The sequence below is a fragment of the Sphingomonas sp. J344 genome, from assembly GCF_024700005.1.
Lineage (GTDB): Bacteria > Pseudomonadota > Alphaproteobacteria > Sphingomonadales > Sphingomonadaceae > Sphingomonas.
In genome coordinates this window covers 140064-154305 of record NZ_JAJONB010000001.1, presented here as the reverse complement: position 1 = coordinate 154305, position 14242 = coordinate 140064, and the positions used below count along the sequence as shown (strand labels likewise).

The window sequence follows — 14242 nt, the reverse complement described above, 5'->3', positions numbered from 1 at the left end:
TTCAGCCCTCCGGAACCTCGACGGGGTCGCGATCGGCCAGATACTGCCCGGTCGCGGCGAAATAGACCATCTCCGCGACATTGGTCGCATGGTCGCCGATCCGTTCGATATTCTTGGCGACGAACAGCAGGTGTGCGACTTCGCTCACCGTGCGCGGATTTTCGACCATGTATGTGACGAGCGTCCGGAAGATGCTGTCGTAGAAATCGTCGAGCCGGTTGTCGCGCTCGATTACGCGGATCGCGCCTTCGGCATCACGCGCGGAGAAGGCGTCGAGCACCTCGTGCACCATCTCGCTGGCCAGCTGCGCCATTGCCGGGATCACCGAAATCGCCTCGATCCGGTCGCTGCCGCTGGTGTGGATCAGCGGCACGCGCTTGGCGATGTTCTTGGCATAATCGCCGATCCGCTCGACCACGCCCGCGATCTTGAGCGCGGCGACGCAATCGCGCAGATCGTCCGCCATCGGCGCGCGCAGTGCGATGACCCGAACGGCGAGCTTCTCGACCTCCGCCTCGATCGCGTCGATCGCCTTGTCCTTCGCGCGCACCTGCTTGGCGAGCGCGACGTCGCCACGCTCCAGCGCGGTCATCGCATCGCTGATCGCCTCTTCGGCGAGACCGCCCATCTGCGAGATCAGTGCGCGGAGGTGCTTGATATCCTCGTCGAACGCCTTGACCGTATGCTCGTGACCCGTGGCCATTACCCGTACCTTCCGGTGATGTAGTCCTTGGTCCGCTCCTGGCGGGGCGCGGTGAAGATCTGGTCCGTCTCGCCATATTCGACAAGCGTACCGAGGTGGAAGAACGCGGTGCGCTGGCTGACGCGCGCGGCCTGCTGCATGTTGTGGGTGACGATCACGATCGCGTATTTGCCGCGCAGTTCGTGGATCAGTTCCTCGATCTTGGCGGTGGCGATCGGGTCGAGCGCCGAGCAGGGCTCGTCCATCAGGATCACTTCAGGGTCGACCGCGATCGCGCGCGCGATGCACAGCCGCTGCTGCTGACCGCCCGACAGGGCCGTGCCGCTGTCCTGGAGGCGATCCTTGACCTCCTCCCACAGGCCCGCGCGTTTGAGCGAGCGCTCGACGATCGCGTCCATGTCGCCGCGCGACCGGGCAAGGCCGTGGATGCGCGGGCCATAGGCAACGTTTTCGTAGATCGACTTGGGGAAAGGGTTCGGCTTCTGGAACACCATGCCGACGCGGGCGCGCAGCTGCACCACGTCCATCGCCTTGTCGTAGATGTCCTCGCCGTCGAGCGTGATCTTGCCTTCGACGCGCGCGCTCGCGACGGTATCGTTCATGCGATTGAGCGTGCGCAGGAACGTCGACTTGCCACAGCCCGACGGGCCGATGAACGCTGTCACATTGTCCATGTCGACATCGATCGACACGTCGCGGATCGCCTGCTTCTCACCGTAGAAGACGTTGACGCCGCGCGCCGACATCTTGTGCGCGGTACTGGCCTGGGCGGGCGCGGCGCTCTCGGCTGCCGTTTGTGCGTAATCGATTTGGGTCATCACCAGCGGGTCTCGAAGCGGTTGCGAAGATAGATGGCGATGGCGTTCATCGCGAGCAGGAAGATGAGCAGGACGATGATCGCGGCGCTCGTCTTCTCGACAAAGCCGCGGCTGACCTGATCGGACCAGAGGAAAATCTGCACCGGCAGCACCGTCGCGGGTTCGAACACCCCGCCCGGCGGGGTGACGATGAAGGCGCGCATGCCGATCAGCAGCAAGGGCGCGGTCTCACCCAGCGCGCGGGCCATGCCGATGATCGTGCCGGTCAGGATGCCGGGCAAAGCGAGCGGGAGGACATGGTGGAACACCACCTGGATGCGGCTCGCGCCAATGCCGAGTGCGGCGTCGCGGATCGAAGGGGGTACCGCCTTGATCGCGTTTCGTCCCGCAATGACGATGACCGGCATGATCATCAGCGCCAGCGTCATGCCGCCGACCAGCGGGGCCGAGCGCGGCAAATGGAGGAAGTTGAGGAACACGGCGAGGCCGAGCAGACCGAAGATGATCGACGGCACCGCAGCGAGGTTGTTGATCGACACCTCGATCAGGTCCGTCCAGCGGTTCCGGGGCGCATATTCTTCAAGATAGATTGCCGAGAAGACGCCGATGGGGAACGCAATCAGCAGCGTCACCAGCATCGTCAGCAACGACCCCTTGAGGGCCCCCCAGATCCCGACCCCGGTCGGGTCGGTGGCGTCCGAGCCCGTCAGGAAATCGATGTTGAACCCCTGGGTCAGCGTGCCTTCGTCGCGAAGTCGCACCGCGACCTTGGTCACCGCGGGATCGTTGCCATCCCCCTTGGCGGCAAGCGCGATCGGCGAGGATGCCGGGACGTCGATCGACGCGCGGCCCTGCAACAGTTCGGGCCGTGCCTTCAGCTCGTCGCGGACCGCGACCCAGGCACTGTCGGAGATATAGTCCGCGCCATCCGGCCCGAACGCCGCGACCGCCGCATCGGCGACGACATCGTTCAGCCCCGCGCCTGCAAGCGCCAGGTCTGCACCCTTGCCCCGCAGCTGCTCTGGCGTGACTTCAAGCGCCGCTGCCTTGAAGTCGATCGGCAGCGCGATCTCGGCGCGCTGGAACCCGCCAATGCCCTGCCACAGCATCGTGACGAGCAGGAAGGCAAGGAAGCTGGCGGAACCGACGACGGCCGCAAGCCCCCACATGCGGAAGCGACGCTCCTTGGCATAACGGGCGCGGATGCGCTTTTGCATCACGTCGGTCTTCCAGCCGGTCGGGGCCGCGCGTGCGGGCTCCTCGGGGCCGGTCGGCAGCTGCGGGATGAGGCTCTCACTCATATGCTTCGCGATACTTTTTGACGACGCGCAGCGCGACGATGTTGAGGACGAAGGTGATCATGAACAGCGTCAGGCCCAGCGCGAAGGCGGCGAGGGTCTTGGGGCTGTCGAACGCGGTCTCGCCGGTCAGCAGATCGACGATCTGCTTGGTCACCGTCGTCGCGCCGTCGAACGGGTTGAGAGTGATGTTGGCGGCACCCGATGCGGCCATCACCACGATCATCGTCTCGCCGATCGCGCGGCTGACCGCGAGCAGGATGCCGGCAACTACGCCGGGCAGGGCGGCGGGGATCAGCACCTTCTTGATCGTCTCGCTGGTCGTTGCACCCATCGCCAGGCTTCCGTCGCGCATCGCGGTCGGGACCGCCGCGATCGAATCGTCGGCCATCGACGAGACGAACGGGATGATCATGATACCCATGACCAGCCCCGCCGACAGGGCGCTCTCCGCCGAGGCGAACTGGAAGCCGAGCATCACCGCGAAATCGCGGATCAGCGGGCCGACGGTCAGCGCGGCGAAATAGCCGTACACGACGGTGGGAACGCCGGCGAGGATCTCGAGGATCGGCTTCATCCATGCACGGACGCTGCGCGGCGCATATTGGGTGAGATAAATCGCGCTCATCAGGCCGAAAGGGATCGCAATGATCATCGCGATCACGGCACCGATGAAGAAGGTGCCCCAGAACAACGGCAGTGCGCCCAGATTCGCGCCCGGATCGTCGGCGCGAATGACCTGGGGACTCCAGTTCAATCCGAACAGGAAGTCGGTGATCGGCACGATCGAAAAGAAGCGAATGCTCTCGAAGATCAGCGAGAGGAAGATGCCGAGCGTCGTCAGGATCGCAATCAGCGACGCGACCAGCAGCAACATCATTACCGCGCGCTCGAACTTTGTCCGTGCACGGAAATCGGGCTTCACCCGGGTGAAGGCGAGCGCGCCGAACGCGAAGGCGATGATCAGCGCCAGTGCGGTGCCGATCCAGTTATAGCGGGTGAGTGCAGCGGCATAGGCGGGTGCGAGCTGTTCGGCGACCGGGTAGAAGGCACCCTGGCTGCGCCCTTCGGCGATGCTGCGCGCTTCGTTCAGCATCGTCTCGCGTTCGAAGCCGAAGGCTGGAAGCTGTGCAGCTGCAGGGCTGGAGAGCACCGATTCGGTGACCAGCCCCGGGCTGACATTCGCCCAGACGAGGATGAAGATCAGCGCCGGGACAACGGCCCAGGTCGCGACATACCAACCATGCTGGCTGGGCAGGCTGTGCAGCCGGCGCGCGGACACGCCGCGCGCCATGCGGGCGGCGCGCGCACGCGCCGTCAGCCAGCTGATCAGCCCGAGGCCAAGCACGAGGAACAGGAGTGCGAAGACGTTCACCGGTCGAAACCGCCTATCTGTGAGAGGTGCAGGTGTCGGTTCGGATCAGTGGAGACCGTCACGCTTCATCGTCACGCCCTGTGCGATGACCTCGCTCGCCTTGGTGCGATCGGCATCGGACGACGCGATCATGCCGCGCTTGGTCAACGGGCCCTCGGGATCCCACATCCTGGTGTACTGGGTCAGGAACTCGTTGATCCCCGGTACCGCCTTCAGATGCTGTTTCTTGACGTAGATGAACATCGCGCGCGCGCCGGGATACTGGCCCGACGAGATCGCGGCATAGGTCGGATCGACGCCATTGACCGCCACGCCCTTTAGCCGCGAGGCGTTTTCCTCAAGGTAGGAATAGCCGAACACGCCGATGGCGTTGGGGTTGGCGGACAGCTTCTGGACGATCAGATTGTCGTTCTCACCCGAGTCGACATAGACGCCGTCCTCGCGCACGCGGGTGCACAGGTCCTTGGCCTTGTCCTTGTCGGTCTTTTCGATTTCCTTGACCTCGGGGTAGGCCTCTTCGCAGCCCGGGTGCATGATCAGCTCATGCAACGAGGTCGCGGGTGCCGCTGGTCGCGGGCGGACCCATGATCGAGATCGGCACGGCCGGAAGCGACGGGTTGATGTCCGACCACAGCTTGGCGGTGTTGGGCTTGCCCATCGGGGTTGCCGCCAGCGCGCGATAAGCCTCGGCGAGGGTCAGCCTGATCTTCGGGCCGTTGATCGATTCGGCAAAGGCGATGCCGTCCATGCCGACCTGGACTTCAAGGATATCGGTCACGCCGTTGCGCTGGCACAGGTCGAATTCCGACGCGGTCATGCGGCGCGAGGCGTTGGTCATGTCGGGATGCTGCGGGCCGACGCCCGCGCAGAACAGCTTCATGCCGCCGCCGGTGCCGGTCGATTCGATTACCGGGGCCTTGAAGCTGCCCGAGTTGACGAACTGTTCGGCGACCATGGTGGTGAAGGGATAAACCGTCGACGAACCGACGATCTTGATCTGGTCGCGGGACGCCTGGCTACCGCCGCTGCCGCCGCCACAGGCAGAAAGCGTGAGCGCCGAAAGCGCGATCAGAGTGAAGCTGCGCATCATGATTCCCCACGGCCATTTTGCGAGTCGCGGGACAGTGGCCGGGCCTGTCCGCGACCGGCCCTCTGTTTCAATTGCGTGACGTTATGATGACACCGGCTCCGGAATCGGCGTGGTGGGCAGCAGGATGGTGACCGCGGTGCCCTCTCCCACGGTGCTGGCGATGTCGAGCCGGCCGCGATGCCGTTCGACGATGTGCTTGACGATTGCGAGGCCGAGTCCGGTGCCGCCTGCGGCGCGGCTCCGACTCAGAATCGACGCGATAGAATCGCTCGGTCAGGCGGGGCAGGTGCTCCGGCGCGATCCCTTCGCTCTCGTCGCGCACGGTAAGCCGGACCATCGAGGATCCGGTTGCGTCGAGCGTGACGGTGACGGGGGTGCCTGGCCGCCCGTATTTCATCGCATTGCCGATGATGTTGTGGAGCAGCTGAGACAGCTGGACCCGATCGCCGCGCACGGCAGGCACGGCGTCGATCTTCAGCGCGATATCCGGGCCGCGCGTCGGCGACAGGGCGGCGAGTTCGTCCCACACCTGTCCCACCAGCGCGCCGAGGTCGATCATGTCGTCGGGCGCGCGGTATTTCTCCGCCTCGATCCGCGACAGCGAAATCAGGTCGTCGATCAGCCGCTGCATCCGCCGCGCCTCATTATCCATCACCTTGAGGAAGCGGGCGCGCGTTTCGGGATCGTCGGCGGCGTCCTCCAGCGTTTCGATGAAGCCGAGGATCGAGGCGAGGGGGTGCGCAGCTCATGGCTGGCATTGGCGACGAAATCGACCCGCATCTTGTCGGCCGCATGCGCGCCGGTGCGGTCGCTCAAATGTACCACCCGTGCACCGCCGGGAAGCGCGCGGACCCGCATCTCCCAGCGCTGGTCGCGCGTGCCGAGGCCGACGAGGTGGATCGGCCCGCCGGGTGCGCCGTCGACCGGATTCAGCAGCCGCTCGGCCGCGGCGGGGTGGCGGATCGCAACGCGGACATCCTCGCCAAGGATATGCTCGCCGAGTAGCGCGCGGGCGGCACGATTGGCACCTGTCACGCGCTGCCCCTCGACCAGCAGCATCGGTTCGAACACCGCCTCGATCGCTTCGGCCACGCCCGCGGGCACCGCGTGAGTGGGGAAGGTGCGCTGGACTCCATCGCTGATTCCTCGGGCGGGGGCGCGGCGATCAGCGCCGCCAGCGTCGCGCCCACCAGCGCGATCCCGCCTGATTCCGGCCCGGCAGTGATCCACGCGACGATCGCGGTGACAATGACGGCGGCAAGCGCAGTCAGGGTACGGGGGTGGAACAGGCTGGGCATATGCCCAGCCTAACCGATCGCCGCGCGATTCACACTTGTGAAAGGCAGGTATGCGAGGGATGAACGCATCATGGCCGACACCACGCCCCCCAAGGACGGATTGCCCAAAGGTCCGAGCAGGCGCGCACTGATGCTCGGTGCGGCCAGTGCGTCGGCGATCGTATCGATCAAGCCCGCGCTCGCGCAGACTGCCGGATCGGTGCTGAATTGCGAGATCCCGGTGCCTGATGCCGGGCGCGCGGGCAACTACATCGCCGCCGACGGGTCACTGGTTCCGGCAGGGACGCAGGGCGCGTTTCCACCCGCGGGCCGTGCGTTTCGCGGCGAGGAGGTGAAGCAGGCGCTGAGCGGCGCAAACCTGCCCGGCACGACCTATGACCAGAGCCGCGCCTATACCAACTACATCCGTCGGCTGCAGCGCGGGACGAGCGGATTTACCTGTTTCGCATCGCTTCAGATGCCGCGCGGGTAGAGCCGCGTGACTCGATATCGCGCCGCGCCTGCCGCGACGCTGCGGATCGAACCGCTCGATGCGTTGACGCTGATCTATCATCGGGCGTCGGGAATCACCCATCTGGTCGACTCGCCGGTGCCGGAGTTGCTGGACCTGCTCGCCGAGCCGCTGACGCTGGAACAGGCGCTGGCGGCGCTGGCGGAGCGGTTTGACCTGATCGATCCGGATGCAGCGGCACTCGAAGCGAGGCTCGACGAGCTGGTCGCATCCGGGCTGGTGGAGCGCGCCTGATGCGCCATGCCACCACGCTGCGAATCGGCCGGGTCGGGTTTCGCATCGGCAGCGACTGGCGCGCGCCGATCGCCGCGCTGGACGATCTCTACCGCGATTATCCGCAGCCGCAGGACGGCATCCCCGACTTCACCGTGCGCCTGTTCGCCGCGCGCTTCTGGCGCCGCTGGATCCGTCCGGCGGTGCATCTGGGCGGGGATTTCGTGATCCCGGAGGCGGCACCGCTGCCGCTGGCGCAAGGCGTGCTGGCGGCGGAGATGGCGATGAACCTCCAGATGGCGCTGGGGCAAAGGCGCTATCTGCTGCTGCACGCATCTGCGGTCGAAAAGGGCGGTCGCGCGTTGCTGATGACCGGGGAAAGCGGGGCCGGAAAATCGACGCTCGCCGCCTTGCTGATGGCGCGCGGGTGGCGGCTGATGGGTGACGAATTCGCGTTGCTCGACCCGGCGACGGGGATGCTCCACGGCTTTCCGCGTCTGATCAGCCTCAAGAACGAAGCGATCGGCGTGATGCGGGCGATGCTGCCCGATGCGCGCTGGGGGCCGCTGCTCAAGGGGACGCCGAAGGGCGATATCCGCCACCTCGTCCCCGATGCCCGAGCGATTGCGGCGATGGACGTGTCGGCCAAGCCCGCGCTGATCCTGTTTCCTGCGTTCGGCCATCAGGTCGCCGAGCGGGCGGTCGAGCCGAGCGAGTGTTTCGTGCGGCTCACCCAAGCCTCAACCAACTATGTGGCGCTGGGCGAGGCGGGGTTCGACGCGCTGACGGCCCTTGTGCGCGGCGTCCCGGCGCGGGCGATCGACTATCCCGATACCGATGGCGCGATCACGCTGGTCGAGCGGCTATGGGGGGAAGTGGCGTGAGCGGCGCGCTGGTCGCCCGCGCGCTGCGCGATCCGGCGTCGGTGCTGGCGCTTGATGCGCAGGGCTGGACCGAATTGCTGTGCGCGGCGCGGGCGGAGACGCTGATTGGCAGCCTGGCGCATCGCGTCGAGGGGCTGGCCATTCCCGACGCCGCCGCGCGCGTGCTCGCCGATGCCCGCGCGGCGGCGGAGCAGGGGCGGATGGCAGCATTGTGGGAGGCGGAAATGGCGCGGCGCGCGCTTGTGCCCAGCGGGATGCCGGTGGTGCTGCTCAAGGGCACTGCGTTCGTCGCGAGCGGGCTGTCGGCGGGACAGGGGCGGCAGATCGGAGATCTCGACATCCTCGTGCCGCGCGAGCGGGATCGAGGAGGCCGAAGGACTTTTGCTGTCCGCCGGATGGGAATGGGTGAAGCCCGATCCCTATGACGACGCCTATTACCGCCGCTGGATGCACGAGCTGCCTCCGCTGATCCATCGCGAGCGCGATCGGATGATCGACGTCCACCACACGATCCTGCCGCTGACTGCGCGGGTGACACCGGATGCGGGGGCGCTGATCGCCAGCGCGGAGCCGCTGGGCAATGGCCTGGCCGTGCTGCCGCCCGAGGGGATGATCGTCCATGCCGCCGCGCATCTGTTCGCGGATGGCGATTTGCAGGGTGGGCTGCGGAACCTGTGGGACATCCGCTGCCTGCTCGACGAATTTGACGGTAGTGGTTTTGACCTGAAGCTCGCCGCTTGCGCTGCGCAGCACGGCCTGACCCGAGAGGTCGCACGGTCGCTACGGTTGTCGGAATATCTCTTCGGGGAGGGCGCGGCGCTGACGCTGGGCGACCGCATCTATGTGCGCCGCCTGCTCGCCCGCGATGGCTGGGGGCAGCGGACGCGCAAGCTGGCCGAGATGGGCTTCTATCTGCGCGGCCATTGGCTGCGCATGCCGCCGCTCATGCTGGCGAAGCATTTGTGGACGAAGTGGCGGAAAGGCTATCGCCCAGCCGGATGAGCGTCGGGACGAGCTCGTCATAGCCGTCGATCACCGCGTCTGCGCCAAGCTCCGCGACCGGCTGCATCAGGAAGCCGAAGCTGACCGCGATGCTCGGGATGCCCGCATTTTTCGCCGCCATGATGTCGTAGATCGAATCGCCGACGAACGCCGCGCGCCCGCCGCCGCAGCGTGCGATCATCTCGTGGATCGGGGCCGCAGAGGGCTTGGCGTTGTCGCGTCCCATCGTGTCGCCGCCGATGACGCAGGCGAAGCGGTGGTCGAGGCCGACCTCACGCACCAGCCGGGTCGCAAACCGTTCGAACTTGTTGGTGACGATGGCGAGCCTGACCCCGCGCGCCTCCAGTTCATCCAGCGCATCGCCGAGTCCCGCGAACGGCACCGTGCCGTGGGAGAGATTGTCGCCGTAGAATTCGAGCAGCGCCGGGTACGCCGTCGCCATCACCGCTTCGTCATAGCCCCCCGATTCGTGCAGCCCCTGCTTGAGCATGTTCTTCGCCCCGCCGCCGATCATCGACCTGATCCGGTGGGGCGCGAGGGTGGGGCGATCCACCAGCGCCAGCGCGTGGTTGGTCGCGGCGAGCAGGTCTGCACTGGTGTCGAGCAGCGTGCCGTCGAGATCGAACCCGACGATGTCGAACGGAAAATCGGTCATCGCTTCAAATGCATGCGCCGCTATGGAAATTGCAACATGATCGTGGCAGGGGCGCGGCTAAGGGGAGCTTTCAACCGATGACCAAGCCGATCGCCGCGATCATCCTTGCCGCCGGAAGCGGGACGCGGATGAAGTCCGATACGCACAAGGTGCTGCACCCGATTGCGGGCAAGCCGATGCTGTTGCACCTGACCGACGCCTTTGCGGCGGCAGGTGCGGCAGAGAAGGTCGTCGTCGTGGGCGCGCGGCGCGAACAGGTCGAGGCGGCGGTCGCGCCGCTCGGCGTGCGGATCGCGCATCAGGACGAACAGCTCGGGACCGCCCACGCAACGCTGATGGCGCGCGATGCGCTGGCCGGGTTCGAGGGCATCGTGATCGTCGCCTTCGGTGACACGCCCTTCCTGTCCGCTGAAACCATCGAGGCGATGGCGGCGCGGCTCGATGCGGCGGATGCGCCGCGCGTCGCGGTGCTCGGCTTCCGGCCCGACGATGCCAAGGCCTATGGCCGGATCATCGCCGACGCCGATGGCGCGATCGCCAAGATGGTCGAATATAAGGACGCGACTCCCGAGGAACGCGCAGTCGATCTGTGCAATTCCGGCGTCACCGCCGTCCGCGCCGCCGACCTGTGGCCGCTGCTCGACCGCGTCGGCAACGAGAATGCGGCGGGTGAATATTACCTCCCCGACATCGTCATGCTCGCGCTGGCCGATGGCGACCGCGCGGTGGTAGTCGAGACCGATGCCGATGAGGTGATCGGGATCAACAGCCGCGCCGAGCTCGCTTATGCCGAGGATCGTTGGCAGGCCGCCCGCCGCCTGGCTGCTATGGCCGATGGCGCGACGCTGATCGCGCCGGAGACGGTGTGGTTCGCGCACGATACAGTGTTGGGCCGCGATGTGACGGTCGAGCCGAATGTGGTGTTCGGCCCCGGCGTGACCGTCGCGGACGGCGTCACCATCCGCGCCTTCTGCCATATCGAGGGCGCGACGATCGCGACCGGCGCGGAAGTCGGCCCCTACGCCCGGCTGCGCCCGGGCACGGTGCTCGGCGAGAAGAGCAAGGTCGGCAACTTCGTCGAGACCAAGAAGGCCGTGCTGGGCAAGGGCGCCAAGGCCAACCACCTCACCTATCTGGGCGATGCGCAGGTGGGGGAGGGCGCGAACATTGGTGCGGGGACGATCACCTGCAACTATGACGGCTTCTTCAAATATCCGACCGTGATTGGGGCTGGAGCATCTATCGGATCGAACAGCGCGCTGGTCGCGCCGGTGGCGATTGGCGAGGGCGCGATCGTCGGCGCGGGCAGCGTCGTGACCAAGGATGTCGAGGCCGACGCACTGGCGCTGGTCCGCCCCGAACAGACCGCGCGCGCCGGCTGGGCCAAGCGGTTCCGCGCGGCGATGGCTGCACGAAAGGCGGCGAAATGAGCGATATCTACGAAGGCAAGCCGTTCCTCAAGCTGCTCGACGCCTATGTCCTCGACGCGATCGGCGCGCTCGATGCGGACAGCGACGCGGCACTGACGGCGCAGGAACCGGCGTTCCACGCGATGTTCGGCGCGACCGGCGATTGGCGCGCCATCGTCGTGCAGCGGATGCAGTTTCCCGACGGGATGGCGGGTGCGATCAACGAGGTGTGGACCAAGGGGCGCGCCAAGTTCATCGCCGCGCAGGGGCACGAGCCCGACCCGGTCGAATTCATGCGCAGCTTTGTCGATACCAACTTCCCGCATTGACATGATATCATGATATGATATCAGTATATCAATGACCCGCATCCTTGCCGATCTGCCCGATGAGGACATCAAATGGCTCGACGCTCAGGCGGCCGAGCAGGGCAAGTCGCGCGCGGCAGTGCTGCGTGAGGCGGTGGCCGCCTATCGGTCGGAAGCGCCCAAGGACTGGCTCGACATCGGCTTCGGCGCCTGGGCGCGTCACGGCATCGCCGCCGATCCGCTTGAGTATGAGCGGCAGCGGCGTGCCGAATGGACGCGCCCGTGGGACGATGATTACGAGGAGGTTCGCGCGGAATCGCCCGAATGCTTCGATGAATATGACGACAAGGAACGCGCGCACTATCTCGCACTGACGCGCAAGGCAGAGGCCGAGCGCGACGCCGGACGTGACAAGGGCACCGCATGAGCGGCTATAGCCTCGACGCCAATATCGTCATCGATGCCCTGATGAACCACGAGCCCGCGCACCATGAATTGCGCCGGATCGCGCAGAGCGGCACGCGGATGTGGATCAGCCGGATGGCGTGGATCGAGGTGCTGTCAAAGGGCAGTGACGCCGCCGTCCGCGACGTGATGACCTTTGTCGATCGCTTCGGCCTCGATGAGATCGACGAGGAAATCTCGCATCGCGCCGCCGCGCTCCGTCGCGAACGCCCCCCGCCTCAAATCGCCCGATGCCATCATTCTTGCGACCGCCCAGATTCGCGGCCGCGTCCTCGTCACCCGCAATACCAGGGATTTCCCGGCGAACATGCCGGGCATCCGTGTCCCCTATACCCTCTAGAGTCGAGAGCAGACCCCATGTGTGGAATCGTTGGAATTCTGGGCCGCGAAGACGTTGCTGACCGGCTGCTCGATGGCCTGAAGCGGCTGGAATATCGCGGTTATGACTCGGCCGGCATCGCCACCATCGTCGATGGGGAATCCAGCGCCGCCGTGCGTCGGGCAAGCTGGTCAATCTGGGCAAGGTCCTGGCTGAAGACCCGCTGCCCGGAACGACCGGCATCGCGCATACCCGCTGGGCGACGCATGGCGGCCCGACCACCAGCAACGCGCACCCGCATGCGACCGACGAGGTCGCGCTGGTCCACAATGGCATCATCGAGAATTTCAAGCCGCTGCGTGAAGAGCTGAAGGCGCGCGGCCGGGTGTTCGAGAGCGAGACCGACACCGAAATCGTCGCGCATCTGGTGAGCGAACAGGTCGAGGCCGGGCTCGATCCCGTCGCAGCGGTCAAGGCGGTGCTGCCGCGGCTCCACGGTGCCTTCGCGCTTGCCATCCTGTTTCGCAGCCACCCCGACATGCTGATCGGCGCGCGGCTCGGGTCGCCTTTGGTTGTGGGCTATGGCGAGGGAGAAACCTATCTCGGCTCCGACGCGCTCGCGCTCGCGCCGCTGACTCAGCGCATCTCCTATCTCGAGGAAGGTGACTGGGTCGTCCTCACCCGCGAAGGCGCGCAGGTCTATGACGTCGAGAACAACGCCGTCGAGCGCCCGATCGTCAATTCGGGCGCGTCGGGCCAGCTGATCGACAAGGGCAATCACCGCCACTTCATGGCGAAGGAGATCTACGAGCAGCCGATCGTCGTCGCACAGACGCTGCGCGGCTATCTCCAGCGGCTCGAGGAGGAAGTGACACTCCCGATCCCCGAATTCGACCTGTCGAGCATCCGTCGTGTCACCATCGTCGCATGCGGCACCAGCTTTTATGCCGGCATGGTCGCCAAATACTGGTTCGAGCAGTTCGCGCGCGTCGCGGTCGACATCGATGTCGCGAGCGAGTTCCGCTATCGCGCACCAGTGATGGAGCCGGGCGGGCTGATGATCGTGATCAGCCAGTCGGGTGAGACCGCCGACACGCTTGCCGCGCTGCGCCATGCCAAGGCGGAGGGGCAGACGATTGCCGCCGTCGTCAACGTGCCGACCAGCACGATGGCGCGCGAGGCCGACCTGCTGCTGCCCACCCATGCGGGGCCGGAGATCGGCGTTGCATCGACCAAGGCGTTCACTTGCCAGCTCGCGGTGCTCGCCGCGCTCGCCGCCAATCTCGCCAAGGCCAAAGGGCGGATGGACCGGGCCGAGGAGAAGGCGATCGTTCTCCACCTCGCCGAAGCCCCCGCCGCGCTCAACGACGCGCTTAGCCGTGACGATGCGATCGAGGCGATGGCGGGCAGCGTCGCCGGTGCGCGCGACGTCCTGTATCTCGGCCGTGGCACCGACTATCCGCTGGCGATGGAAGGCGCGCTGAAGCTCAAGGAAATCAGCTATATTCATGCCGAAGGCTATGCCGCGGGCGAGATGAAGCACGGCCCGATCGCGCTGATCGACGAGAATGTGCCGGTGATCGTCATCGCGCCGAGCGGCCCGCTGTTCGAAAAGACCGTCAGCAACATGCAGGAAGTGCAGGCGCGCGGTGGCAAGGTGGTGCTGATCTCCGACGCCGAGGGGATCGCCGCAGCGGGCGACAATTGCCTGGCGACGATCGAGATGCCCAAGGTCCACCCGCTGATCGCGCCGATCGTTTACGCGGTGCCGGTGCAGCTGCTGGCGTACCACGTCGCGGTGGCCAAGGGGACGGACGTCGACCAGCCCCGCAACCTTGCCAAGTCGGTGACGGTGGAGTGAAGGCGCGGGGGCGGCAACCCGCCCCCGCCGCGC

General features: G+C 66.3%; 12 protein-coding genes and 5 pseudogenes. 9 read left to right on the top strand and 8 right to left on the bottom strand.

Going from position 1 to position 14242, the window contains the following annotated elements; genetic code table 11:
- Position 1: 1 nt before the first annotated feature.
- The 6 genes and pseudogenes from phoU to LRS12_RS00745 all read right to left on the bottom strand — a co-directional run bounded on the left by phoU (position 2) and on the right by LRS12_RS00745 (position 6582).
- A complete protein-coding gene (gene phoU / locus LRS12_RS00770) occupies positions 2-703 on the bottom strand; it encodes a phosphate signaling complex protein PhoU (RefSeq protein ID WP_257842844.1) in 702 nt (233 codons plus the stop codon).
- Complete coding sequence (gene pstB / locus LRS12_RS00765) at positions 703-1521, bottom strand: phosphate ABC transporter ATP-binding protein PstB (protein WP_374580013.1); 819 nt, start codon at positions 1519-1521, stop codon at positions 703-705. The genes phoU and pstB overlap by 1 nt, the downstream gene beginning before the upstream one ends.
- Positions 1521-2822: a phosphate ABC transporter permease PstA gene (gene pstA / locus LRS12_RS00760; protein WP_257842843.1), complete on the bottom strand. Its 1302-nt coding sequence runs from the start codon at positions 2820-2822 to the stop codon at positions 1521-1523. The genes pstB and pstA overlap by 1 nt, the downstream gene beginning before the upstream one ends.
- Positions 2815-4194, bottom strand: a complete 1380-nt coding sequence (gene pstC / locus LRS12_RS00755; RefSeq protein ID WP_257842842.1) for a phosphate ABC transporter permease subunit PstC — start codon at positions 4192-4194, stop codon at positions 2815-2817. The genes pstA and pstC overlap by 8 nt, the downstream gene beginning before the upstream one ends.
- Positions 4195-4239: 45 nt before the next feature.
- Positions 4240-5281, bottom strand: a pseudogene (locus tag LRS12_RS00750) (substrate-binding domain-containing protein).
- An 84-nt stretch (positions 5282-5365) separates the two neighbouring features.
- Positions 5366-6582: pseudogene (locus tag LRS12_RS00745) on the bottom strand (ATP-binding protein).
- A gap of 70 nt (positions 6583-6652) precedes the next feature.
- Here LRS12_RS00745 and LRS12_RS00740 point away from each other — a divergent pair.
- The 4 genes and pseudogenes from LRS12_RS00740 to LRS12_RS00725 all read left to right on the top strand — a co-directional run bounded on the left by LRS12_RS00740 (position 6653) and on the right by LRS12_RS00725 (position 9192).
- On the top strand, positions 6653-7054 hold the full coding sequence (locus LRS12_RS00740) for a hypothetical protein (protein ID WP_257842841.1): 402 nt from the start codon (positions 6653-6655) through the stop codon (positions 7052-7054).
- 6 nt (positions 7055-7060) lie between these two features.
- The gene (locus LRS12_RS00735; RefSeq protein WP_257842840.1) at positions 7061-7327 is read left to right on the top strand and encodes an HPr-rel-A system PqqD family peptide chaperone; all 267 of its coding nucleotides are present in this window, start codon (positions 7061-7063) and stop codon (positions 7325-7327) included.
- Positions 7327-8190 (top strand): HprK-related kinase A, encoded by an 864-nt coding sequence (locus LRS12_RS00730; protein ID WP_257842839.1) that lies wholly within the window; start codon positions 7327-7329, stop codon positions 8188-8190. The genes LRS12_RS00735 and LRS12_RS00730 overlap by 1 nt, the downstream gene beginning before the upstream one ends.
- A pseudogene (locus LRS12_RS00725) lies at positions 8187-9192 on the top strand (nucleotidyltransferase family protein). The gene LRS12_RS00730 and the pseudogene LRS12_RS00725 overlap by 4 nt, the downstream one beginning before the upstream one ends.
- Here the strand turns inward: LRS12_RS00725 and LRS12_RS00720 are convergent.
- Positions 9134-9847 (bottom strand): HAD-IA family hydrolase, encoded by a 714-nt coding sequence (locus tag LRS12_RS00720; RefSeq protein WP_257842838.1) that lies wholly within the window; start codon positions 9845-9847, stop codon positions 9134-9136. The pseudogene LRS12_RS00725 and the gene LRS12_RS00720 sit on opposite strands and share 59 nt — an antisense overlap.
- Before the next feature lie 77 nt (positions 9848-9924).
- Here LRS12_RS00720 and glmU point away from each other — a divergent pair, with 77 nt between their 5' ends.
- The 4 genes and pseudogenes from glmU to LRS12_RS19825 all read left to right on the top strand — a co-directional run.
- Entirely contained in the window at positions 9925-11277 is a 1353-nt protein-coding gene (glmU, locus tag LRS12_RS00715) for a bifunctional UDP-N-acetylglucosamine diphosphorylase/glucosamine-1-phosphate N-acetyltransferase GlmU (protein ID WP_257842837.1), read from the top strand.
- A complete protein-coding gene (locus tag LRS12_RS00710; RefSeq protein ID WP_257842836.1) occupies positions 11274-11585 on the top strand; it encodes a hypothetical protein in 312 nt (103 codons plus the stop codon). The genes glmU and LRS12_RS00710 overlap by 4 nt, the downstream gene beginning before the upstream one ends.
- Positions 11586-11616: 31 nt before the next feature.
- Positions 11617-11991: a ribbon-helix-helix protein, CopG family gene (locus LRS12_RS00705; protein WP_257842835.1), complete on the top strand. Its 375-nt coding sequence runs from the start codon at positions 11617-11619 to the stop codon at positions 11989-11991.
- Positions 11988-12179 (top strand): annotated as a pseudogene (locus tag LRS12_RS19825) (VapC toxin family PIN domain ribonuclease); the annotation flags it as partial. The gene LRS12_RS00705 and the pseudogene LRS12_RS19825, both read left to right, overlap by 4 nt.
- Here LRS12_RS19825 and LRS12_RS19820 read toward each other — a convergent pair.
- Positions 12126-12347 carry a hypothetical protein gene (locus LRS12_RS19820; protein WP_308223047.1) on the bottom strand — a complete coding sequence of 74 codons (222 nt, stop codon included), beginning with the start codon at positions 12345-12347 and terminating at the stop codon, positions 12126-12128. The pseudogene LRS12_RS19825 and the gene LRS12_RS19820 sit on opposite strands and share 54 nt — an antisense overlap.
- Before the next feature lie 39 nt (positions 12348-12386).
- On the opposite strand from LRS12_RS19820, the pseudogene glmS reads away from it, so the two are divergent.
- Positions 12387-14209 (top strand): annotated as a pseudogene (gene glmS, locus LRS12_RS00695) (glutamine--fructose-6-phosphate transaminase (isomerizing)).
- The last annotated feature ends 33 nt before the right edge of the window (positions 14210-14242 follow it).

Coding starts and splice junctions, on each gene's coding strand:
- glmU (WP_257842837.1), top strand. CDS start 9,925: ATGACCAAGCCGATCGCCGCGATCATCCTTGCCGCCGGAAGCGGGACG.
- LRS12_RS00710 (WP_257842836.1), top strand. CDS start 11,274: ATGAGCGATATCTACGAAGGCAAGCCGTTCCTCAAGCTGCTCGACGCC.
- phoU (WP_257842844.1), bottom strand. CDS start 703: ATGGCCACGGGTCACGAGCATACGGTCAAGGCGTTCGACGAGGATATC.
- pstB (WP_374580013.1), bottom strand. CDS start 1,521: ATGACCCAAATCGATTACGCACAAACGGCAGCCGAGAGCGCCGCGCCC.
- LRS12_RS19820 (WP_308223047.1), bottom strand. CDS start 12,347: ATGCCCGGCATGTTCGCCGGGAAATCCCTGGTATTGCGGGTGACGAGG.
- LRS12_RS00730 (WP_257842839.1), top strand. CDS start 7,327: ATGCGCCATGCCACCACGCTGCGAATCGGCCGGGTCGGGTTTCGCATC.
- LRS12_RS00720 (WP_257842838.1), bottom strand. CDS start 9,847: ATGACCGATTTTCCGTTCGACATCGTCGGGTTCGATCTCGACGGCACG.
- LRS12_RS00740 (WP_257842841.1), top strand. CDS start 6,653: ATGGCCGACACCACGCCCCCCAAGGACGGATTGCCCAAAGGTCCGAGC.
- pstA (WP_257842843.1), bottom strand. CDS start 2,822: ATGAGTGAGAGCCTCATCCCGCAGCTGCCGACCGGCCCCGAGGAGCCC.
- LRS12_RS00705 (WP_257842835.1), top strand. CDS start 11,617: ATGACCCGCATCCTTGCCGATCTGCCCGATGAGGACATCAAATGGCTC.